12 protein-coding genes are annotated in these 22,032 nt (G+C 63.7%); 6 read left to right on the top strand and 6 right to left on the bottom strand.

Translation table 11 applies throughout. The annotated features are described in order from the left end of the window. Window positions 1–585: 585 nt before the first annotated feature. Window positions 586–852 carry a hypothetical protein gene (locus ACREYQ_RS00190; RefSeq protein WP_432258815.1) on the bottom strand — a complete coding sequence of 89 codons (267 nt, stop codon included), beginning with the start codon at window positions 850–852 and terminating at the stop codon, window positions 586–588. Window positions 853–862: 10 nt separating this feature from the next. Further along, the gene (locus ACREYQ_RS00195) at window positions 863–9,709 is read right to left on the bottom strand and encodes a hemagglutinin repeat-containing protein (RefSeq protein WP_432258816.1); all 8,847 of its coding nucleotides are present in this window, start codon (window positions 9,707–9,709) and stop codon (window positions 863–865) included. Between the two features lie 723 nt (window positions 9,710–10,432). Here ACREYQ_RS00195 and ACREYQ_RS00200 point away from each other — a divergent pair. The 3 genes from ACREYQ_RS00200 to ACREYQ_RS00210 are packed head-to-tail and all read left to right on the top strand — an operon-like array spanning window position 10,433 to window position 14,534. Continuing rightward, window positions 10,433–12,106 (top strand): OmpA family protein, encoded by a 1,674-nt coding sequence (locus ACREYQ_RS00200; RefSeq protein WP_432258817.1) that lies wholly within the window; start codon window positions 10,433–10,435, stop codon window positions 12,104–12,106. A gap of 24 nt (window positions 12,107–12,130) precedes the next feature. Then, on the top strand, window positions 12,131–13,636 hold the full coding sequence (locus ACREYQ_RS00205; protein ID WP_432258818.1) for a hypothetical protein: 1,506 nt from the start codon (window positions 12,131–12,133) through the stop codon (window positions 13,634–13,636). Continuing rightward, on the top strand, window positions 13,611–14,534 hold the full coding sequence (locus ACREYQ_RS00210) for a hypothetical protein (protein WP_432258819.1): 924 nt from the start codon (window positions 13,611–13,613) through the stop codon (window positions 14,532–14,534). Before ACREYQ_RS00205 ends, ACREYQ_RS00210 begins: the two co-directional genes overlap by 26 nt. Window positions 14,535–14,653: 119 nt before the next feature. Here the strand turns inward: ACREYQ_RS00210 and ACREYQ_RS00215 are convergent, their stop codons facing one another. Then, the gene (locus ACREYQ_RS00215) at window positions 14,654–15,877 is read right to left on the bottom strand and encodes a YdcF family protein (RefSeq protein ID WP_432258820.1); all 1,224 of its coding nucleotides are present in this window, start codon (window positions 15,875–15,877) and stop codon (window positions 14,654–14,656) included. Here ACREYQ_RS00215 and ACREYQ_RS00220 point away from each other — a divergent pair. Further along, a complete protein-coding gene (locus ACREYQ_RS00220; RefSeq protein WP_432258821.1) occupies window positions 15,876–16,667 on the top strand; it encodes a YncE family protein in 792 nt (263 codons plus the stop codon). The genes ACREYQ_RS00215 and ACREYQ_RS00220 overlap by 2 nt on opposite strands. A 243-nt stretch (window positions 16,668–16,910) precedes the next feature. On the opposite strand, the gene ACREYQ_RS00225 is transcribed toward ACREYQ_RS00220, so the two are convergent. The 3 genes from ACREYQ_RS00225 to ACREYQ_RS00235 all read right to left on the bottom strand — a co-directional run bounded on the left by ACREYQ_RS00225 (window position 16,911) and on the right by ACREYQ_RS00235 (window position 20,130). Next, on the bottom strand, window positions 16,911–18,218 hold the full coding sequence (locus ACREYQ_RS00225) for an MFS transporter (protein ID WP_432258822.1): 1,308 nt from the start codon (window positions 18,216–18,218) through the stop codon (window positions 16,911–16,913). Between the two features lie 123 nt (window positions 18,219–18,341). Further along, window positions 18,342–19,274, bottom strand: coding sequence for a 3-keto-5-aminohexanoate cleavage protein (locus ACREYQ_RS00230; RefSeq protein ID WP_432258823.1), 933 nt, complete (start codon window positions 19,272–19,274; stop codon window positions 18,342–18,344). A gap of 73 nt (window positions 19,275–19,347) precedes the next feature. Next, window positions 19,348–20,130, bottom strand: a complete 783-nt coding sequence (locus tag ACREYQ_RS00235; RefSeq protein ID WP_432258824.1) for an SDR family oxidoreductase — start codon at window positions 20,128–20,130, stop codon at window positions 19,348–19,350. Window positions 20,131–20,225: 95 nt separating this feature from the next. Here ACREYQ_RS00235 and ACREYQ_RS00240 point away from each other — a divergent pair, with 95 nt between their 5' ends. Together ACREYQ_RS00240 and ACREYQ_RS00245 are read left to right on the top strand one after the other, a co-directional pair. Next, a complete protein-coding gene (locus ACREYQ_RS00240) occupies window positions 20,226–21,008 on the top strand; it encodes a GntR family transcriptional regulator (protein ID WP_432258825.1) in 783 nt (260 codons plus the stop codon). A 69-nt stretch (window positions 21,009–21,077) separates the two neighbouring features. After that, a complete protein-coding gene (locus ACREYQ_RS00245; RefSeq protein ID WP_432258826.1) occupies window positions 21,078–21,929 on the top strand; it encodes a TauD/TfdA dioxygenase family protein in 852 nt (283 codons plus the stop codon). Window positions 21,930–22,032 lie beyond the last annotated feature (103 nt).

Consider the following 22,032-nt stretch of genomic DNA (forward strand, 5'->3'; position numbering starts at 1 on the left):
ACTGGGATTTTGAGTCGGACTGAATATGGATGAGGCCCCAAAGGCCACTGTTCCAGCCAGTCCCGCGTTGTACGCGCCCGCAATCACCTTGCCACCGACACCCTGCCCAGACAGTCCTTCGCATTGCGCCGCGCCCTTTGCCTTTCATCCGGATGCAACTGCCGGTTGAAGCGGCCTACTATTCATCTTCCCATGGACCTCTCTTTTTTGGGGGCTCTGGCTCACCGCGCTCTCTCCGCTTCTCCGAGCGGATATCCTTGATGAAGCGATAAGTCACAGCGACGAAGAAAGTTAGATAAACAGGGGAGCCAGCAATGATTGGTTTCCAGCCGGCGCCTTGAGCCAACGAGAATGTCAAGGCCACGAGGACAATAATTGCCACGCCGAGATATCACAGCAGTAGGCGCTTATAAGTCTTCCTGTGCTCATGGGAGGAACTCACTTCTTCTCCTTCTCGGCCTGATCAACCGTAAGCGATTTTCCCGTCTTATCCTCATAAAATTCGGCGAACGCCTTTTGCGTTGTCCTTCGCCCGCTTCCTCTCATACGGATGCAGCTGCCTGTTGAAGCGGTCTACATCTCATCCTACTTTCGCCATGAGCCAAATGCCTTAGGAGAATCACTCAACATTCCCGCTTTGCGCAACGGAGCTGGCAGAGAGCGGAGCAAATAGATAGCAATAAGGCTCGCCGACGGTACGAAAACAAACAGCATGCTTTGCATCTCATCTAGCCCGAGTAACTTCTGCGCAGCAGCTGCAAATAGCATCCCCCAGAAGGTTGCGCCAACAATCGCGGCCCCGCCCACTACCACGCAAATTTGCAGAGCTGCCAACAATCTTCGCCAGTTCATTTTTTTTCCTCTACCTTTGGAGATCGTTTAAAACTGTCACTCCCTTCGAGCCGACCCCGTACAGCAATATGCCCTGGGTTGTACCATACGGTAGCGGCAGCTTGGTAATGGGATTTAGAGTCTGATTATCAAAGCGCGGAACGGTTACATCGAATATAGATCCGGGCCGATTCATGCCATCAGCAATGCCGACTTTCAGTGGAACCGGCACTGTAAGCGCAACCATGGCCGTCGCGAGGTTAGCACCGTCATACAGTGTATTCCCCCAAGTCGGTGAGATCTGGTTGGCAGCCCATCGTAGAGGATTGACGCCGGGCGATGCTATGCCAGCATAGCGATTGTACAAACCGTCCGCGCCTTCAGCCATATCGCTCAGGCCAAAGGCAATCATCGGGCCACCAGCGACGCAACCCGCCCCACTTGTGGCGCAGATTCCAGCACCGGTCTTGGCGGTCACCCCGCCAAGGACAACCTTCGCCGCATCCTTCGCTACACCCAGCGGATCGCTCTTGACTGCATCTCCTATTTTTTGTGCGGGGGTATACACGAACAGATTGGCTTGCTGTTGCCGATGAATCCAATCCAGCTCCGGGCCGAGCTGCGATGCCTCGACCGCGCTGACGTAGTTCTTGTTGTAGGCGTCGCTACCAACCGGGTATTCAGCCCAGCACTTCACCTCGAAACAGGCCGCACGCGTCAAACGCTCCTCTTCGGCCTTGTCTCCATTCGCTTGAGCCAGAATCTTTGCCTTCTCTTCAGGATGGAGTTGCCGGTTGTAGGCGTCGACATTTGCCGCCATGGCAGCACCGGAGCCACCCCCCACGGCAGCGCCGATGCCGCCCGCGACGACGTTGGCCACCAGATTACCCAGTGCAGCATTTGCCTTGTCGTTGCCGGTATTGAGGCCATCGGCGACTGCTTGCTTCAAGTCGCCCAGCTTGGGCGTTGCGAGCGACGAGAGCCCCGCGCCGGCCGCCCCGGCCAGCGCGCTGCCCCCACCAAGGCCGGCGACCATCGCTCCGCCTGCGGCGTGCAGTTCAGCGCGATAGCCACCGCCCTCTTTCCAGCCAGCGATGTCAGCCTGCGCTGCATCCATCGCGGCCTTGTTCTCTGGGCTCGCATCCTTCTGGTATGCCTTCTCAGCATCCGCAAATCGGCCTTGCGCATCTTTCAGGCGGCTGTCCGCGATATCCCCCACAGTCTTGGCGATGGCCGCACCGGCCGCCTGCGCAGCTGCCATCATGTCGGCCTGCTTGTCCAGCACGTTCTTCAGGTCCGGATTGTTGCCGACCTGGCTGTTGGTGGCGGCCGTGTCACGCTTCAGTCCCGCCAGGTCCCGCGTCTGGCTGGCCTGATCCTTGATCGTGATGGTGCCGTCCGCAATGGCCGACTGTGCCGCGCCGTTCTGGCTGTGGCTCTCGTGCTGCGGAATCATCGGCGTGAACCCGCCCAGCCCGCCGCCGGTGCCCACGGAAACGCCAACAGAGGTGGCGCTGTAGTCGGAGTGGTTCTGGAGGTCGCTGTAGGTGAGCGTGCCGGTCGTCAGACGGTTCTTGTCCTTCGTCGCATCGCTGGCGATCACCGCGCCCTTCAGGTCGGTGTTGCCCTTGACGTTGATGTCGAAGCCGTCCTGGCCGGCCTGGATGCCTGATTGCTCGCTGACGTTGGCATAGCTGCCGTTGGCCTTGCCCTGCATGGCAGACAGGCTGGCCGACCCGCCGCCCTGGCTGATGCTGACGCCGCCACTCGCGCTCTGCTGCCTGGCGTGCATTGCCTCCGTATCCTGGCGGCTGGCGAGGTTCAGGTTGCCGCCCACGTCCATGCTGACCTTGCCGCCCCTGACCGTGCCCCCCAGGATATTGGAGTCGTTCTCCGAAACGATGGTCACGGAGTCACTGCCACGCACGTGGCTGTCGGATTGTGAGGTACCTGTGCTGTCCGAATTGCCATTGGCCTTGGACGCCGATGCCGAGACGCCAATGCCCGCCATGCCCTGACCGAAGCTGTACGAGACACCAACGCTGGCGCTCTTGGACGCATTGGTGCTGTGGCTCTCGTCGGTGTTCGTGGCCGACACGATGTTCACATCATTTTTGGCCTGCAGCGCCACCTTCCTGGCGTCGATATCCGAGCCGACGAGGTTCAGCTTGCCAGCGGTCTGATTGCCATCCGCATCCACGCCCGTGGCCTGGAAGGCGGCGGTGCTTCCCGCCGACACGCGCGAGCCTCTGTGGCTGGTCGAGTCCTGCGTCAGCGTCTGCTTGCTCTGGCTGGTGCCCCAGGACAGGCTGACGCCGGCTGCGACACCTTGGCCCGCGCCCTTGGCGCCGTCAGCACCTGCCGCGCCAGAAGTACCACCCGCATCGCCCAGCGCGCTGCCGGCTTCATACAGGTCGCGGCCCGCTGCGATGCCCCACAGTGCCGAGGCGCGCCCGTCCTGGCTCTTGCTGGCGGAGCTGATCTTGTTCCCGGCGTTCATGGCGGCGCCGAGGGCGCCACCCGACACGCCCAGCGTGAAACCGCTTTGCTTAAGTTCATGGGCCTCATCGTGGTGCTGCAGGTTTTGCGCCGCCTCGATGTTCACGTCGGCGCCCTTGCCGGTGATGTCCTGCCTTGCGATGAGATCGCTGCCCTTGATGGTGAGGGTACTGCCAGCGTTCAGGTGCACGCTGCCGTCGGTCGAGCCGACCAGGCTGCCCACCTGCTGCGTGCCGTTGTCGTGCGTGGTGTCCTTCTGGTCGCGCTTGCCATACGAAATCCCGCCGCCCGTCGCGCCGAAGCCGGATTTCTTCTCTTCCTTGAAGCTGTAGGCGGACGATTGCGTCTCAGTGGTCGTGATGTCCAGGTTGCGCTTGGCCGACAGGTTCACGTCGTGCGTGCCCGCCACGGTACTCCCCGCGACGGTCAGGTCCCGGCCGGCGTTCATAGTCACCGAGTCGCCGGAGAAGGTGCTGCCAATGGCATCCGTCTGGCTTGCGGCATCAATCGTATGCGTGGAGGACTTGGACAGGAACCCACCGCTCGTCCTGCCCTGCTGGTCCCGGATGGACACGCTGGATTGGCCCGCCGTCACGTTGATATCGCGCCCGGCGCTCACGTCCAGTGCACTGTCCGCGTTGACGTAGGCCGCCCTGGCGTTCACGTCCTGACCGGCGACGAGCGTCACGTTCTGGCCGGAGATCTGCGTGCCGATGTCCGCGCTGCGCGCGGTGCTGGTGCTGTTGCGCGCATCGGCCACGGAATCCCGGCGGTCACCCACCTGCACCGTGTCGAGATTGAGGTTGCGCCCGGCGCCCATGCCCAGGTCGCCCGTCGCGGCGATGCTGGCGGCCTGTGCGTTGATGTCCCGCCCCGCCATGAGCGTGGCGCTGTCCACGTTGAGCGTCGAGACGCCGCTCACCACCGTGTGGCTCGCAGCGGCCTGGCCGCTCTGGTTGCTGCCGGTGGCCGTCGTCGTGGTGAGGTTGATATCGCCGCCCGCGCTGGCCGACAGCTTGCCCGCGCTGATGGTGCCGGCCAGGTTGTCGATATCCTGGCTGGCATTGAGCACCATGGTGCCGGCGGAAAGCGTGCCCCGCTCGTTGACGATGTTGCCGGCATCGATCAGCGTCAGATTGCGGCTGGCAATCGTGCCGGTGTTCTTCACGTCGCCGGTGGTCCGGATGACGGTGTTGTTGGCCGCGATCAGCGTGCCGTCGCCCGTCAGGTCACCGACACGGGTCATCAGGTAGACCTGCGGCACCAGCACGTCCTGCGTTGTGCCATCCGGCAGTGTGACGGTCTTCCTGACCAGCCAGACGATATCGCTGGTCAGCGCCGCCATCTGCTCCGCTGTCAGTTCGGTGCCCACGTTCAGGTGGAACTGCTGGGCGAAGGTGACGCCTGACTTCATCAGGCCGATGTACTGCTGCTCGTTGTCGGTGTAGTTGCCGACGAAGCGCTGGCCGGTGCCGAGCATCACCGCGTCGGCCGCCAGACGCGCCTCGTAGAAGCCGTCGCCCAGGCGCTTGAGCACGTTGTCCGGGTCCTGGCCGAGCTGCTTCAGGATGTAATCGCTCGACAGCCACTGGCGCTGGTCGGTGAAGCGCGGGTCCGTCTCGATCAGGTAGCGCGCATCCGGTTGCGTGTTGACCGTGAAGAGCGCGTTGCGCGGCACGGCCAGAGAGGGGGTGACAGCGCGAATGACGGCGCCACCCAGACTGGAGCCCGGGCCATTGGCGCTCAACTGTGGACCGGAGGCCGCACCACCGGCGTCCAGCGAGACCTGGAGCATCGTCGGGGCATTGGCGATTGGCCCCACATCGGTCTTCCCCGCCACGGTCGTGCCGGTGCCCGTGATGACCTGGTGATCCAGCGTGGAGCCGGTCGCCAGGACCAGGGGCAGGTTAATGTTCACCGGCGGCAGTGCCCCGGATGTCATTCGCCGGTCGGGATTATTGACGCCGTAGTTGACGTAGTTCCAGTCCTGCGAACCTGTCACGGTTTCAATCCGGGTGCCGGTGTAGCCGCGATTGTCCACGCGCGCCTGGACGGTCAGGGTGCCACCGACCAGGATCTGGCTCTTGTCGTTCACGACCACGCCATTCAGGGCCGCATTGCCGCCTACAAGGATGCGCGCTGGATCGGTGCTGGCCACGGTCTCATCGCGGGTACGGGTATGCTCATTGACGCTGTAGAAGTCCGAGACCGAGCGCGCGTGGAAGTCCTGGTTGAAGGCCTTGATCTTGTCGTTGAGCGCCAGGTGCTTCGAAAAATTGGCGTCGTGCCATGCCTGGTAGGTCTGGTAGTCGACCTGGCACGATGCCGGCGCATCCTGCGCACAGGGACCCTGGAACGGAGGGGGGGCCGAGCTTGGGCGCGGCACGCCGAACTTGTCCCAGATGGCGTCACCGGGCTGATAGTAGAACCGCTCGTTGGTCACCGCCAGGACGGTGCCAAGGTTATCTTGCTGCGTGTACTGGGCAAAGGCGAGACCAACTGGAGACCATTGATCCAGAGGCGTGAAAACGTTGTCCCCCTCCAGCATAGTGCCGACGTTGCTGCCCCAGTACAGGATGGGGCCAGGCGTACCGTCGATGCGGCGTGACCAGTCAAAAGGCGGGCCAAACGTCGAGAACGGATACTGATCCGAGGGCAGTACCAGCCAGCGTGGCGCACCCCGCTCATTGCCGTCCCGATAGAGCCAGCCCAGGTCGGTGCCGGGGTGGTAGTAATCGGTTGATCCCAACCTGTAGTCGAAGATAATTGCCGTCGTGGGGTCGATATCGCTTGTAGAACCTTTGAGGCGGTACGTGAGTTGGCTGACCGTGCCGGTGTCGGTCACCGTCGTCGCAAAGTGACTGTTCTGGTTCTGGATGTTGGCCGCGTTGATGTTGGCATTGCGTGTCACATCGATAGTGGCCGAGTCATTGGTGAACGAATTGGCCTGACCGGTCGCGCGGCCGTCGGCGTCCAGCGTGCCGCCCACGTTCAGGTCCTGCGACGTATAGATCAGCGCATGCTCGCGGTTGACAATATCGGGCGCCCCGAGGTTCACGTCACCCGAGCGCGAGGCGATCACGCCACCGTTGCCGGTGGCCGGATTCGCGTCATTAAGGATTTGCTGGCCCGCGCCGACAGAGACCGAATCGCCATAGATACGGTCCACGTTGGTAACCGTGGTCCCGGCATCGATGCGCACAGCACCGCCGTCGATCAGGCCGTTGTTGTAGATGGCCTGATCCGCACGCAGGTGGTTGGAGCCCTGGCCGTACAACTCGCCAGAGTTGCTGAGGTTGCGGCCATGCACGTCCAGTGCCTGACCCGCGCTGATGCTGCCGGCGTTGTTCACGTCACCCGTGGTGTCGAGCGTCGCGTTCCGGCCCGCTGTCACGGTGCCCGTGTTATTGAAGTCGCTGGCGAGCTTCAGGTTCACGTCGCCCTGCGACTGCACCGTGCCGTCACCGGTGAGACTCGTACCGGTGACGCCGAGCGCCTGGTTAGCCGACAGCAGGCCCTGCGTGTTGGTGGTCGCTCCGACACTGAGCTGCGCCGTGCCACCCGACGTCATCTGGCCCTGGGTGTTGTCCAGCGTCGCCGCCGCGGCGGTCAGCGCCGAATCCGCCTGCAGCACGCCCTGGGTGTTGTCGATGGCGTTGGCGGCCACCTGGACCGTGCTGCCCTCCATGCCGAGCGGGTTCGTGTCCGTACCGCCCAGCGTGTTGCGGTTGATGACCGTGCCGGCCTGCACATCGAGCGTGCCGCCGGAATGGGTGAAGCCCGCGGTGTTGTCCAGCGTGTTGGCAATCCGCAGTGTCGCGTGGCCCTTGGAGGCCAGTTGCCCGCCAGCGTTGGTCAGGCTGTCGGCGGTGACGCCGAGTGGGCCGCCCCCACGAATTTTGCCGGCGGTGTTATCCACAGTGGAGGCCGTCAGCGTGACAGCCTGCCTGCCGGAAACGGCGCCGCCCGCGTTGTTCAGGGCGTCGGTGTCGAGGGTCACGGCGCCGTTAGCTACCGTCAGACCGCCTTGGCTGTTGTCGTAGGTCTGCTCGTGGGTATCGACCGCCACGGCGCCGGTCGCCTGCACCACGCCGCCCTGGTTGTCGAAGGCGCCCGTGCTGGCGTTGAGGTCGGTGGCGGAGATCACACCGGCCGTATTGACCAGTGCCTGGGTGGCGGTGTCGAGCGTCAGGCTGTGGCCCGCCGAGATCTGGCCATTGGTGTTGGTAATCAGCCCGCCGGTGAGCGTCATGTCAGTGGCCGCCAGCGTCTTGCCGCCAGTGTTATCCAGCGGCGCTGTGGCGGCGAGGCTCGCCTGTGCCGATCCCAGGACACCGCCCTGGTTGCTGATCTGGCTGGCCGACACAGTGGTCGCGCCGTTGGCCGCCAGCGTACCGCCCTGGTTGTTGACGGCGCCGGGCGTTTGCATGGCCAGCGTGCCGGTGCTGGTGATCGACCCGGCTGCGTTGTCCACACTGGCCGCCGTCAGCGTGGTAGCGCCTGTGCCGCCCTGGATGGTGCCACCCGCGTTGGAGAGCGCCTGGCTGCCTGCATTCAGCGACACATTCTGGCCGGCCATCTGGCCCTGGTCGTTGGTGATGGGACCCCCCGACACGCGCAGCTCGTCCGTGGCCAGCGTCTTGCCACCGGTGTTATCGAGCGTGCCCTGAACGGTCACGCTGTCCTGTGCGGAGCCAAGCGTGCCGCCACGGTTCACGACGCTGGCCGCCGCCACGGTGGTGGCGCCAGTGCCCGCGATGGTGCCGCCGGTGTTGTCCACGGATTGCGCGGCATTGATGGCGAGGTTGCCGCCACTGGTTGTCGTGCCGGCATGGTTCAGTATGGTGGCGGCCTGCAGCGTGGTGCCGCCGGTGCCTGCCACGATGCTGCCGTTGCGGTTGTCCAGCGTGCCGCCAGCCTGCACCTGCACGGCGTTGCCTTCCAGCCGGGCGTTCTGGTGCTGGATGTCGCCCGAGGCGGACAGGTTGGCGGTGCCGTGCGCGATGATGCTGCCATTGGACAACTTCAGGTTCGGCGCCGACAGGTTTGCATCCGCACCGCTCACGATGTTGCCATCTGACTGGAGGGTGGTGCGCGCAGCGAGGATGGCGGTGCCCGCGCCGGTCACATTCGCGTTGGCATCTACTCCGGCACCGATGGTGCCATGGTTCGTCATGCTGTCGGCCATAGCTTGCAGGTCGGTGCCCGCCGCCATGGTGCCGGTGTTGCTGAGCTGCCCCGGTGAGGTGACGTTCACCGCGCCACGCGCGGTGATGGTGCCGGCGTTGTCAATGTTGCTGCCGAAGACGGTCGCTCCCCCCTGTGCCTGCAGTCGGGCGCTGGGCAAAATGCGTACATCACCATTGGTGTCCACGGTGATGTCGCCGGTGCTGGCGGCGATATTGCCGCCCAGGTTGAAGCCAACGCCTTTCTCGGTGCCAACGAGGCGGACAGCCCCGGAGAACATTGAGCCCAGCGCAGAAGCATCTAGCGCAAATTGCGGCCTTGGGCCGGCCCCAGCCTGCGGCGTGGCGTTCAGGTTCTGGTAATCGACCTGGTTGGCGCCCGCGATGGCGTTCAGGTATCTGGCCCAGATGTCGGCGTTGACCGATATCGAGCGCGCCAGCAGGTCCACCTGAGCCTGTGGGCTGGATAGTCCTTGACCGCCAATGGCCATATTGCCCTGGCTCACGTCGAAGCCCGCGAGGCTGCCGTCCGGACCGTACAGTGCGCGGCCCGTCGAAAGCGTGAAGCGGTCGGCGTTGATGGTGCCGCAACCCGAGCATGTGATCCCCGCCGGATTGGCCACCACCAGCGCGGCACGGTTGCCGGCGATTTCCTGCATGCCGAGCAGTTGCGAGGGATTGGGTGTCGTGACTTGCTGCACGATGGTACCGGCATAGTTGTTGCCGAGCTGCTGGTTTCCCTGTACCCAACCCGCGATTTGCGTCTGGCTGCTGCCGCCCGAATTGTTGATCACGACACCGGACGGCCCGACGTTGTACTGGATGAAGCTATTGACGCTCGTGCCACCGTTGCGCTGGGGCGGTGCGATGTTTACGACGGGCGTGCCATTTGCCGCTGTGCCGACATAAGGGCGGGCACCCGCCGCGTTCTTGTCCACCTGGATTGGCAGGGTTTGTGCGCGGGCTGTTTGGTCCAGCACCACGGGAATGCCCATCATCGATGCTGCCAGCACCGTCAGCCACAATACCGGCGCGAACGCCGTGCCGCCGTCCTGACGCTTCGCACTACCATGGCGCCCCTTGCCGCCTCCTTCGGCACTTTCCTGTACGGCCACCAGCATGCCGCGTTCGGCGCTGAAAACCAGGCGATAGATATTCTTGTTCATGTCTTTGGTGTCGAGGAGGGCGTGCAAGCGCTATGGGCTTGCAAGAGGCTGCTCTGCGCCTAAGCTACGCTGAAGATAGCGGGCTGCTCCCCGAAATGACATCGGGCGAATCTGAAAATGGGGTCGAATTTTCCGAGCAACTGTGTGCGCGGTTTATGGGGGGCGTTTCACACGACCACAACCTCACCTTTGCCTTGCGATGATGGGAATCTGGTTGCGCCACGCGCCGAGAAGGCTTCGTTGGCGATGTGTTGCACCACTTCTCACCATGGCGGTGATCACGGTCTATGAGTGGCTGATCTCGTTCGAATGAAACCGCAGGCCACCGCATACGTCACCAAGTAGAACGAAGCCGTGCCTGCATCGAGTAAGCCCGGAAATCGGATCCCCTATAGGCTCCGCATTGAATTCATCCCAACCCCTCCGAAGCATGGTCCGCGGAGGGTTGGCACATGCCGTGCCGATCACTACCATCGACGGCCGGGTCACCGCCCTTCCCATGTTCGCTGATAACGCACTCGATGCGTTCGCGGGTGGATTCGCTCCTCAAGTTTCCGCAGTCGCTGCCGATACTGGTGTGGCGTGCCATGGCGCCTGTCGGTGGATATGGCTAGGCGCTTCAGGAAACAAAGGTCGATGAACAAAGAGAATAAGACAACGGTCGGCGGGTCACGCCGCGCAATACGGAATGCAGCGAGGCCTGCTACAAGCGGCGTGTGGCGATGGACCAGCCTTGCGGTTGCATGTTCGATGGTCACCGGATGCGCCACGGCACCAGGTGGGTACCTGAAGGAGACGTTCGCCAGTGACGATCCTTGCTCGAACAATGCCCGCAATATCGGGATCGCAGCGGGTGTCATCGCCGGCGCGGTCCTGGGCAATGTCGTCTCGAGCAACAAGAAGGTCGGCACGCTGCTCGGCGCGGGTGTGGGTGCGGCGCTTGGCGGGCTGATCGGTGCGGACATGGACCGCCGCCGTTGCGAGCTGTCGCGCATTGCAAAGAAGCACGGGTTGGATGTCACTGTGGTCGACATCGCCGCGGACGGCAGTGCGTTGGCGCCTGCAACACGCGACCGCGAACAGGGCGGCCTCGGCATGTCCGTGTCGGTACGAGACGCTGGCACTGGCGGCAGTTCCCAGTTTGCTTCCGGATCCAGCGTGTTGGCGCCGGAGGCCCGCGTCGCCTTCACGGAGATCGCTCAGCAGTACGCATATGCGGCGCAGGCAAGGACGCTCGGCCCGCAGTCCACGCCTCAAGAACGGCAGGCTGTTGAGGCACTGAAGTCGCGGCGCATCCTGCTGATCGGGCATACCGACGATACAGGCAGTTCCAGGCTGAACGCTGATCTGTCGGAGCAGCGCGCGCGTGCCGTTGCTGCACTATTCCGCGATGCGGGTGTCGCGGAGTCGCAGCTCTACTATCAGGGCGCGGGTGAAACGATGCCCCTGGCGGACAACCGCGACGAGGCGGGGAGGGCGAAGAATCGTCGAGTCGAGATCGTCGATGTGACCGACGAAGCGGCCTTTGCAAAGTACCTCGCCGCTCGCCGGCCCAACGTGGCGTTCTATCGCGAGTCTGCCGCTGATCAGCCGCAACCCGGCAGGGAGAGTCGTGAGGCGACCGGCGCCACGCGGACGAAATCGGCAACAACCGCCCGTGCCGGTGACCGGGGCCAGACTCAACCGTCTGCGCGTACCGCTTCCACAAAGTCACCGCGCCAAGGCGACGAGCGTAGCGATGCTGTGAAGGTGCCGGCCGGCGAACGACCAGCCATATCTGCCTCCGCTTCTGCCTCGCCTGCCCCGGCACAGAAGCAAAGCTCCGTGATGCAGACACGTACCGCAAGCGCCCCATCGATCGACTTCGGTGGCACGCCTTCGGGACGCAGCGCGATGGTGCCAGACCTCGGCAAGCTTGATCGGCCCGGCGGCTTTGCTTTGATCTCGTCCGCTGTGGCGGACACGCCGCTGGCCCGGTGCGACCAGGACCGCCCACGTGAGGCGCGTGCCGTGAAATCGCTAAGCGACGACAAAGCGTATCGGACTGCCGATTACATGCCTGGCCTGTACAACACAATCTGGACCGATACCGTCAACGGTCATCTCGTTGCACTGAAGGGCGTAGCGGTGTTGCGTGATGGCGGTGCGCCGGCACGCCGCCCTGAAGTACTTGTTTATCGCGACTACCACGATGCCAGGCAGGTCGCTGACCTGCGCACCGAGGCACAGGTGAACACCTATCGTGGCGACAAGGGCCTGCTCTACCGCGTCTTCGTCAACAAGGCGCCGCTGCAATGTCTCGACATCGTGATCCCGCACGCCTCGCCGGACCAGGCGCGCGGGTCGTGGCTGCGTTACGACAAGGACGGCAATAGCTACTCTGCTGCATTCAGCCCGCGCATGGCGGCGGGCGGCAAGATCTGATCAACAACGATAAAGAATAAGACGATGAGTCACTGGATCAACGAGAACCTTGCGGCGCTGAACTCTGCGCTCGCGCTTGCCGTGTTGCTGATCGTGTATTTCGGCAACAAGTTTCGGATCGACTTTGCATTGATGAACCTTTGGTACAGCCTGCCGTTGATCGGCAAGATCGCACGGCTGTCCCGCGACACCACGCGCTTTGCCAAAGACAAGTCCTGGACGCTGTCCGAGCGCACGCTGTGCGACGCCTACAAGCAGTTCATTCACTTCACCACTGAGGAAGAGTTCAACAAGCGTCTGACCTATCTGTCCAAGGCGCACGACCTCGGACGCTCGCCGACGCCAGGATGGATGATGGGTCTGCTTTGCGTCCTGGTGCTGGCCGAAGGCCTGGGCTTCTCATACATGCTTGGCACGTGGATGGCAGGCGAAGGCGGCAGCGAAAACGCGCGCCAGTTGCTGATGTGGGCAATCGTGTTCGTGCTGTGTGTCATCTTCGTGTTCGTGATGCACAGTGCCGGGCATCAGTTGTATCGCAGCAATCTGATCGCCAAGGCGGACTCGGAGTGGCGCGGCGAGGGGCAGCCGGGCAAGTTTGCCAGCCACAACATCAAGCTGAACGACTCGCAAGACAAGGATGACGTTGAGCCCGAGTACAAGCAATGCGTGAATCGTGTCGGAACCAGCCGCAGCTATTTCATGGTAGGGGTGGCGGCGGTCATTATCGTGTTTGTGTCGATCGTTTCGACAGTGATGCGCGTCAAGCACCTGGAGGCCGAGCGAACTGCGCAAACCGCTCTGGTTGCGGAAGGGCCAAGTGCCGGCAATCCGTTTGACAAGCTTGGCCAGGCGCTGCCAGCGGAGCTTATCCAGGAGCAGCAGAAGGCAGACGACAAGGCCAAGGCCGATGGCCACGCCGCCTATGCCGATGAAGGCCTCGCGGCATTCCTGATGCTCGCGTTCATCTTTGCGATCACGCAGCTTGTCGGTATTGCCGGGGGCTACAAGTGGGGGTTCGCCGGGAAGGAAAGCAAGGCTGCCTATCGCGGTACGCGTGGGTTCTCTACCTATGACGACTACCTGGCCTTCTTTACGCCGCTGATGCAGGTGGCACAGTCGAAGCTGCAGACCCTGCAGCAAAAGATGAGCGAGCGGCGGGCCAATGACGGGCTCCGGCTGGAACACACCTTTGACGACTACCTGATTGAGGCGAAGGAGTCGCGCACGCGCGCAGCGGCCGCCCGCAATGTCTCTCACGCAGACATCGCGACGGCTGCGGAGAGCCTGCCTGCGACCGATACCGCGAGCGTGCTTGCGCGCATCGATGCCATGACGGCTGCCGGCCGGAAGGCCGATGCTGTTGCACTGCTGCAGAGCCTTCCGGAGAGCGTGCGCAATGACGTCACCGCGCAGCTTGCCGAGCGCAAGGCAGCGCAGGAAGCAGCCAGGCTTGCCGCCGAACAAGCCCGCAAGGCCGAGGAAGACCAAAACAAGGAGGCCGAACGTGCGCGCCTGGAAGCCCTGCTCTGACATGACAAGTACGCCTGCCGGCTGGCCTGCGTCAGACCGGCGAGCCTCGGGTTTCGGCAGGCGCTGCGCAGCGTGGCTGGCGCTGGCCACCACAATGCTCTGCGGCCCCGCGCTTGCCGCACCGGAAATGCCCAGCTGCTACGCTGCCAATCAGCTCGGCTCGCCAGCAGCTGCGCAGCGCGCACTGTTCCTGATGATCGACCAGACCACGGTGCTGGACGACAAGCTGGTTGCGGAACTGGGCCGGCATCTGCAGGGCTTGCTGCGGCCGGGCACAACGTTCCGCGTTTACAGCTTTTCGGCCTATGCACAAGGCCGCTACCTGCAGCAGCTCGCGGCCGGAATGCTGGAGGCACCGCTGGTCGACCAGGCGGTGCGCGATGCCACGGCGGTCAAGACGCTGAAGAACTTCGATGCATGCCTGAAGTCGCAATATGCGTATGGCACGAAGCTGGTGGCAGATTCGGTGCGGGAAGCCCTGCAGGGCACGAGCGAAGCGTTGGCGCGCTCCGATGTATTGGCAAGCGTTGCTGCAGTATCGCAGGCGGTACGAGACACAGCAGCGCAGAAGAAGACGGTGCTGATCGTGTCGGACATGCTGGAGAACTCTTCGATCTCCAGTTTCTACAGCCAGGAACGCATGCGGCAGATCGACGCCGCGCAAGAGTTGCGCAAGGTCGAGAAGGCGAATGTGCGTGCTGACTTTGGTGGAGCTTCCGTCTATGTGATGGGCGCCGGGATTGTTCCGGAACCGAAGGGGGCGCGGAGCGCTGCTGCCTCGTATCGTTCGCCACAGAGCATTGAAGCCCTTAGAACGTTCTGGGAGGGGTTTTTTGAGCGAAGCAACGCGAGGCTGGCTGGGTTTGGGGCGCCTGCGTTGCTTACACCAATACGTTAGCCCTCGTCTGCCGTTCGCTATCCTGTAGGCCTGTTGACATTGTCTGCTGCGGGGCGCTGCTGTTCACGGCGGTGCCGGCCGTTGCCTGCTCAGCGCCGGATTTCCCCAAGCCGAGCGGCTCAGAACTCACGCAATACCCACCCGCTAATAAACGCAAAATACTCCCGCAACCAGGCGTTGTAGCGCAAGTAAAGCGGAGTCGCAGCCGGCGCGTCAGACACCAGCTGAAAACCCGCCTTCCGCGCAATCCGTTTCGCCCGCATCAGATGAAAGTCACTGGTCACCAGTACCAGCGGGTCTCCAGCGCTCACGCCCCGTTGCTCCAGCAACCGGCGGCTGAAGCGCAGGTTTTCCTCCGTGCTGGTACTTAGATCCTCCCGGATCAGGCGGTTGCGCGACAGGCCGTGCGCGGTCAGGTAATCCGCCATGATGTCCGCCTCGCGGCATTCCCGTAAGAAGTCCCGCCCGCCACTCACCACCACCCACGCCGCAGGCCATTGCCGCGCCAGCGCCATGCCTGCATCCAGCCGGGCCACCAGCGTCGGCGAGGCAACGCAGTGCGGCGTACCGGAGCCAAGGATGATGATGGCCCTTGTCGCCGCTGCCTTCGGCGCGGATTCTGCAATGCCGCGGTGGATGAAGTAGAAGAACACCGCCACCGTCGCCAGCCATACCGCGAATGCCGTCCACCCTGCCCGCCAGAACCATCGGCGCTGTGCGCTGGCTGAACGCCATTGCGCCACGGCTTCCCAGTACCATGACAGCGCAAGGCATGCAGCGCCGATCGCGCCGGGCAGCGCCACGCCAAAATTGAACAGCCCCGTCAGCATCAGCGCGATGGCATCGCCCAGCAGCAAGGCGCCCGCCAATGCCAGTCCGATGCGCCGCCACGGGGCGCCGGCCTTCCTGTCATGCGTCGTTGTTCGTACCAACATCGTCGTGTGCGTTGAACTCAATGGCATGAAACATACCGCATCTCGCCTGCCTGGCGTGGCATCGCGCTCAACGGCACGCGTCAATGTGTGGGCGCGGTCGGCGTTCTGCTTCGTTCCTGAAGCACTTGTGAACGAAATCGCTTCCCACAGGATGACTCGAAAACGGGGAGCGGCACAGGTATGGCGCGCGGCACGAATATTGCGCCTGACGGCCGCCAGACACGGAGCCAGTGTCTGGCCTCTTTCATTCACCGGCGGCAGATGCTGGTTTGGTCTTAGGAAGCAGAAAGACGTGATGAGAGCGTCCCGCGCCGGACGACAGCGCGCGATAGGCGCCTTCACTGCGTGGCTATCGCTTTTTCTGTTGTGTATCGTTTTTGTTCGTGGCGTGTCAGGGAGGATCACCATGCCAACCGTTTTCAAACTCAGCGCTGTCGTTCGCGTCCTGGCTGCCTTGATGCTGCTATTCGTGCTTTCGACCGCAGAAGAGGCGGCCGCACAACCCGTGCCACAACGCGCTTATGTAGCCAACTCCCGTTCCGACACGGTATCTGTCATCGACAGGACCACCGATGCGGTTGTGGGCACGATCGTGGTCGGGCCATTTCCGGTCAGCATTGCCGTCACGCCGGACGGGGTGCGGGCCTATGTTGCCAACAGCGGCACGAACACCGTGTCAGTCATCGACACGGCCAGTAGTACCGTGGTCGCCACGGTTCAGGTGGGCATGAGCCCGGTGAGTATCACGATCACGCCAGACGGCAAACACGCGTACGTCGCCAACACGCACGACAGGTCCGTTTCCGTGATCGATACGGCCACGCAGACGGTGGTCGCCACCGTGCCGGTCGGCGCTTTCCCGAACAGGATCGCCATGACGCCGGATGGCGGGAGCGCGTGGGTGACAAATGAGGGCGACCACTCCGTGTCGATCATCGCGACAGCGACCAATACCGTCACGGCCACAGTGTTTGTCGGGAACCATCCATTCGATGTTGTGGCGCCACGGCCGCCCCCGGCGCCCCCGTCGTGCATGGACGGTATCAAGAACGGCCAGGAGACGGATGTCGACTGCGGCGGGCCGACCTGCCCGAAGTGCGCCGCTGGCAGACAGTGTCAGACGAACGCTGACTGCGTGAGCAACAAGTGCGTGGACCCCATGGGCGGCATCGGTGGCCCTGGTACCTGCAGCTTGTAAGGGCTTTTCGGCAAAGAGGAAGCGTACGGAGCCTGGCGATCTTGCATAGCAAGCCCGACGCATCACCGCCGACGCCTCAAACGCTCCGGAACCCTTTTTACGGGGGGCAGCCTCTCGGCCCCCTTCCGTTCGCACCAGTGCTACCACGTTCACTGCGGCGCCGGCCGTTGCCTGCCGAGTGCCGCACTTGGAATATAGCCAGCACCACTTCCTGCCATGGTGCTGTTCTCGCTTTACAGCCCTTCAGCGTTCCTGCCCCTGCCGCAGAAACGGTGCGACGACGCAGGCGACAAGCAACAGTGCCGCCATAATGACCAGCCCATTGCGCGTACTGCCAGTCGCCTGTTCGATGATGCCCATCACCGACGGCCCGATGAATCCGCCCACCAGCCCGCAGGTATTGATGAGGGCCAGTCCGCCCGCCAGCGCCACCCCTTTCAGGCGAGAGGACGGGAACAGGAAGACGATCGACTGCACCACGAAAAACATCAGTGCGGTCAGCGAGAAGCCGACGAGCGCCATCACCGGGCCTGCGAAGGCGGCAATCAGCAGGCCGCCTGCCATCACGACCAGCCCCAGGCAGAGCAGGCGGCGGCCGCGCTGTGGGGTGTTGGCATGTCGGGGCAGCCATGCGGCCCCGATGGCGGCGGCAATCCAGGGCAGGGAATTGAGCAGCCCGATTTCCACGGGCGTGAGCTTGCCGTAGGTGCCGATGATGCCCGGCAGGAAGAAGATCACCGTGTAGATCGAGATCTGGTGGCAGAAGTAGATGAAGATCGCCAGCCAGACCTGCGGATCACGCATGGCGCTCAGGAACGAGTGGCCACCTTGGCCGGCGCTGGCATCGGCGGCTTCCGCGGCCAGTCGGCTGCGGACTTCCTGCGCCTGGGCCGGCGTCAGCCATGGCGCGTTGTCTGGACCGTCGGGCAGCTTCTTCCAGACCACCGCGGCAAGGAACACCGCGGGCAGGCCTTCCAGCACGAACATCCATTGCCAGCCCTTGAAGCCCCACGTGCCGTCCATGCCAAGCAGCGCGCCGCCCAGCGGGCCGCTGACGATGTTGGCGATGCAGACGCCGAGCAGGAAGTAGCCCACCGCCCGCGCGCGATCCTCGCGGCCGAACCAGTACGTGAGATAGAGCATCACACCGGGAAACAGCCCCGCCTCGGCCGCCCCGAGCAGCACGCGCATGATGTAGAAGGAGGTCTCGCCCTGGACCAAGGCCATCGCCGCGGACAGCAGGCCCCACGTCACCATGATTCGTGTGATCCAGAAGCGTGCCCCGACCCGATGCATGATCAGGTTGCTCGGGATTTCCAGCAAGGCATAGCTGAGGAAGAACAGACCCGCGCCCAGGCCGTAGGCCGCGGCCGAGATGTTCAGGTCGACAGCGATGTGGGTCTTGGCGAGGGCAATGTTGGTGCGATCTAGAAAGCTGATCACATAGGACAGCACCAGCAAGGGCATGAGCTTGCGGAAAAGCAGTGCGGTCAGCGGGCGGTCGGTCGGCGCGGCCAGCGGCGGCGCGCCTGAGGCGGGTACGGTCTGCATGTGCGTAGTCTCCATCGGCGGATATGGTGCCGCGCCCTGGGGCCGCGCGTCAGCCGTTCTGCCTGGTTGATATCTTCAGTGTTCGATGGTTGGGCGGGGCCGGGCCGTGGCGGCCCCGCCGGTTCAGAACGCGGTGCCTGCCGCGCCCTTGAGGTTGAGGATGTCGCGGGCTTCGTCCGGCGTGGCCACGTCGATGTTCAGGGCTTCGAGCACGGTCCGGATGCGCGTGACCTGCTCGGCGCTGGATGCCGCCAGCTGGCCCGGACCGATCCAGAGTGAGTCCTCAAGGCCAACGCGCACGTTGGCGCCCATGGCCGCGCCGATGGTCGCCAGCGGAATCTGGCTGCGGCCGGCGCCCAGGATAGACCAGCGGAACTGATCGCCGAACAGGCGCCGGGCGGTGCGGTGCATATGCATCAGGTCTTCGGGATCGGGGCCAATGCCGCCCAGGATGCCGAAGACGGATTGGATGAAGACCGGGCCGCTGACCAGGCCACGGTCAAGGAAGTGCCGCAGGTTGTACAGATGGCTGATGTCATAGCACTCGAATTCGAATCGCGTGCCGTTGGCATTGCCGATGCGCAGGATGTTCTCGATGTCCTGGTAGGTGTTCTTGAAGATCAGGTTGCGGCTGTTCTCCAGGTGTTCGCGCTCCCAGTCGTGTTGGAATTCCTTGAAGCGGTCGAGCATCGGAAACAGGCCGAAGTTCATCGAGCCCATGTTCAGCGAGGCCAGCTCCGGCTTGAAGGTCGTGGCTGGCAACATGCGTTCTTCCACCGTCATGTGCGGGCTGCCGCCGGTGGTGATATTGATCACGGCGTTGGTCTCGGTGCTGATCCTGGCGAGGAACGGCCGGAACAGCCCCGGGTCCTGCGACGGGCGTCCGTCCTTCGGGTCGCGGGCGTGCAGGTGCAGGATGGCGGCCCCTGCGCGCGCCGCGTCGATGGCGGCCTGTGCGATCTCGTCGGCGGTCACCGGCAGGTGGGGCGACATGCTGGGCGTGTGGATGGCGCCGGTCGGGGCGCAGGTGATGATGGCTTTGGCTCGCTTGGCCATGGTGATTCCTTTGTCGGGTGTTGTCGGATTGCGGACCGCGGATATCCGGCGGCCCCGGAATGCGCCGGGCGCGCTAGCTGAGCGCCTGGGTCAGGCCGTCCACGACCATTTCCTGGCCGTGCACATTGGCCGCCTGGTCGCTGCAGAGAAAGCGCACCATGTTGGCGATGTCGCGCATCGTCACCATGCGGCACAGCGCTGCCTGCGACGTGTAGTTGCGCGTGACTTCCTCAAGCGGTTTGGCGAGCGACTCTGCCTTTGCGGCAATGACGGCGCGGATACGCGGGCCGTCGACCGCACCGGGCAGCACCGTGTTGACACGGATGCCATCCGCGCCCAGTTCAAGCGCCAGCGATTTGGTAAAGCCCACCACCGCCCATTTCGATGCGGAGTAGGCGGAACGGCCCGGCATGCCGAGATGCCCGGCAGCGGAGGACAGGTTCACGATCGACGGCGAGCGCCCCTGCCGCAGGCGCGGCACCGCGGCGCGGGCGCACAGGAACTGGCCGGTGATGTTGACGGCAAGCGTGCGCTCCCAGTCGGCCAGCGACAGGGTTTCGACACCGCCGGTCGGGCCGGCAACCCCGGCATTGTTGACGAGCACATCCAGACCGCCGAAGGCGGCATCCACCGCCTGGAACAGCGCCTCGACGTCGCTTTCCTTCGACACATCGGCCCTGACTGCCACCACGCCGGGCAACTCGGCACAGACACGTTCAAGACTGCCGCCAGCCACGTCGCAAACCGCAACGCGGGCGCCCGCCTCCACAAGGGCCCGTGTGATCTCCAGGCCAATTCCGTCCGCGCCAGCGGTTACCAGTGCGCGTTTGCCGGCGAGCGATTCATCCTTCCACATGATTCCAATCTCCTGGGAACAGGCGTCTGCCTGCCTACCGGACGAAGATTAGAACTGTGATCACAGATCAAATATAGAGAATAACCCTATGTGCTATGCTTTGCGGCATGACCCTGAATGACCTTGTGACGCCCCTTGTCCGCCAGACCCTCAGCCGCGACGTCTACACGCAGCTACGAGACTTGCTGATCAGCGGCCAGATGATGCCGGGCGAGCAGATTTCCCTGCGCAACATTGCTGCCGCACTGGGCGTCAGCGTCATGCCGGTGAGGGAAGCGGTGCATCGCCTGGTTGCCGAACAGGCACTTGAACTCACGCCAAACCGTGCACTGCGGGTACCGAGGATGAGCGTCAGGCAGTTCGAGGAAATCACCAAGATCCGGATCCAACTGGAGGGACTCGCCACCGCGACTGCGGCAGAGCGCATCACCGATGAGGAACTGAAGCAGGTACAGGCACTGCACCGCCGGTTTGCCGACGAGATGTCCAAACGCAGTCCGGACGGTGCGGATGTCATCGCCGCGAACCAGGCCTTTCACTTTGCCGTCTACGCGGCGGCGCGCATGCCGATCCTGTTGCAGATGATCGAGTCGCAGTGGCTGCGCATCGGCCCGATTCTTAACCATGACCTCCGCTCCGGATCACGCCGCGTGGAAGAGCGCGTCGCGGTCAAGCATCACGACAATCTGATCGAAGCCCTGCGCAGGCATGACAGTGCGGCTGCATGCGCGGCGCTGCGCGGGGATATCGAGAGCGCGGCGGCCTATATTGTCTCGGCGGGGGTGTTGGTCAATGCGGACAGGGCCGAGGATGCGGCGGCTGCGTTGGTGCCTGTGAAGCGGGTTGCGAAGGTGGGCCGTGCGGGGGGGAAGGGCTGAGCAGTGCGCGCGTGACGCTATTCGCCTTGCGTTCCCCGCTCGCTTCCTTACCCTGATTAAGGAGATGCAATGGCAATGCAAGTTCTGCCCCAGGGCGCTCCCTGCGGCGCGCTGGTCAAAGGCCTGGACCTGAAGCAGGCACTGACCGATACGCAGGTTGCCGAAATACGCCGGCACTGGCTTGAGCACAAGGTCCTTGCCTTCACCGACCAGGACCTGGCCATCGAGGACATCGAACGCTTCGCTTCCACGATCGGCCCGCTCGGCAGCGATCCCTACTTCACGGCCATTCCTGGCCACCCCCATGTCGCGCAAGTCCGGCGCGATGCCGCCGAGCGCACGCCGATCTTCGCCGAGACCTGGCACTCGGACTGGAGCTTCCTGGCGCAGCCACCGGCGGCAACGGTGCTTTACGGCGACGTCATTCCGCCAGAGGGCGGCGACACGCTGTTCGCCGACCAGTACGCCGCCTGGGAAGCGCTGCCGGCGGAACTCAGATCACTGGTGGCCGGCAGGCAAGGCGTCCACTCCGCGCGGCGCGGCTATTCACGGCAAGGCGCGTATGGGGAAAAGGACAAGGGGCGTTCGATGGCGATCCGCTATTCGGACAGTGCGCTGGCAACGCAGCTACACCCCATTGCGCGCAAGCATCCCGAAACCGGGCGCACGGCCTTGTTCGTCAGCATGGGCTACACGATCGGCATCGATGGCATGGGCGACGAGGAGGCTGCACCGATCCTGCGTGCGCTGTTCGAGCATCAGGCTCGGCCGGAGTTCGTGTACCGCCATCGCTGGTCGCAGGGGATGCTTGTCGTTTGGGATAACCGATGCGTGAACCATGCGGCTACTGGTGGTTACGATGGGTATGATCGGCTGTTGCACCGGATCACTGTGGAGGAGCGCAGCCCTCACGCCGATTGAATCGCGAGCCGGGCGTTGGGGCCTGACGGGATGATGGCGAATGTATGACTTGCCTCAGTCAGGACGCCGTCGGAACTTCGTCTATGCCTGCACTTGCTGCTCC

Source organism: Cupriavidus sp. TMH.W2, from assembly GCF_050847365.1.
GTDB lineage: Bacteria > Pseudomonadota > Gammaproteobacteria > Burkholderiales > Burkholderiaceae > Cupriavidus.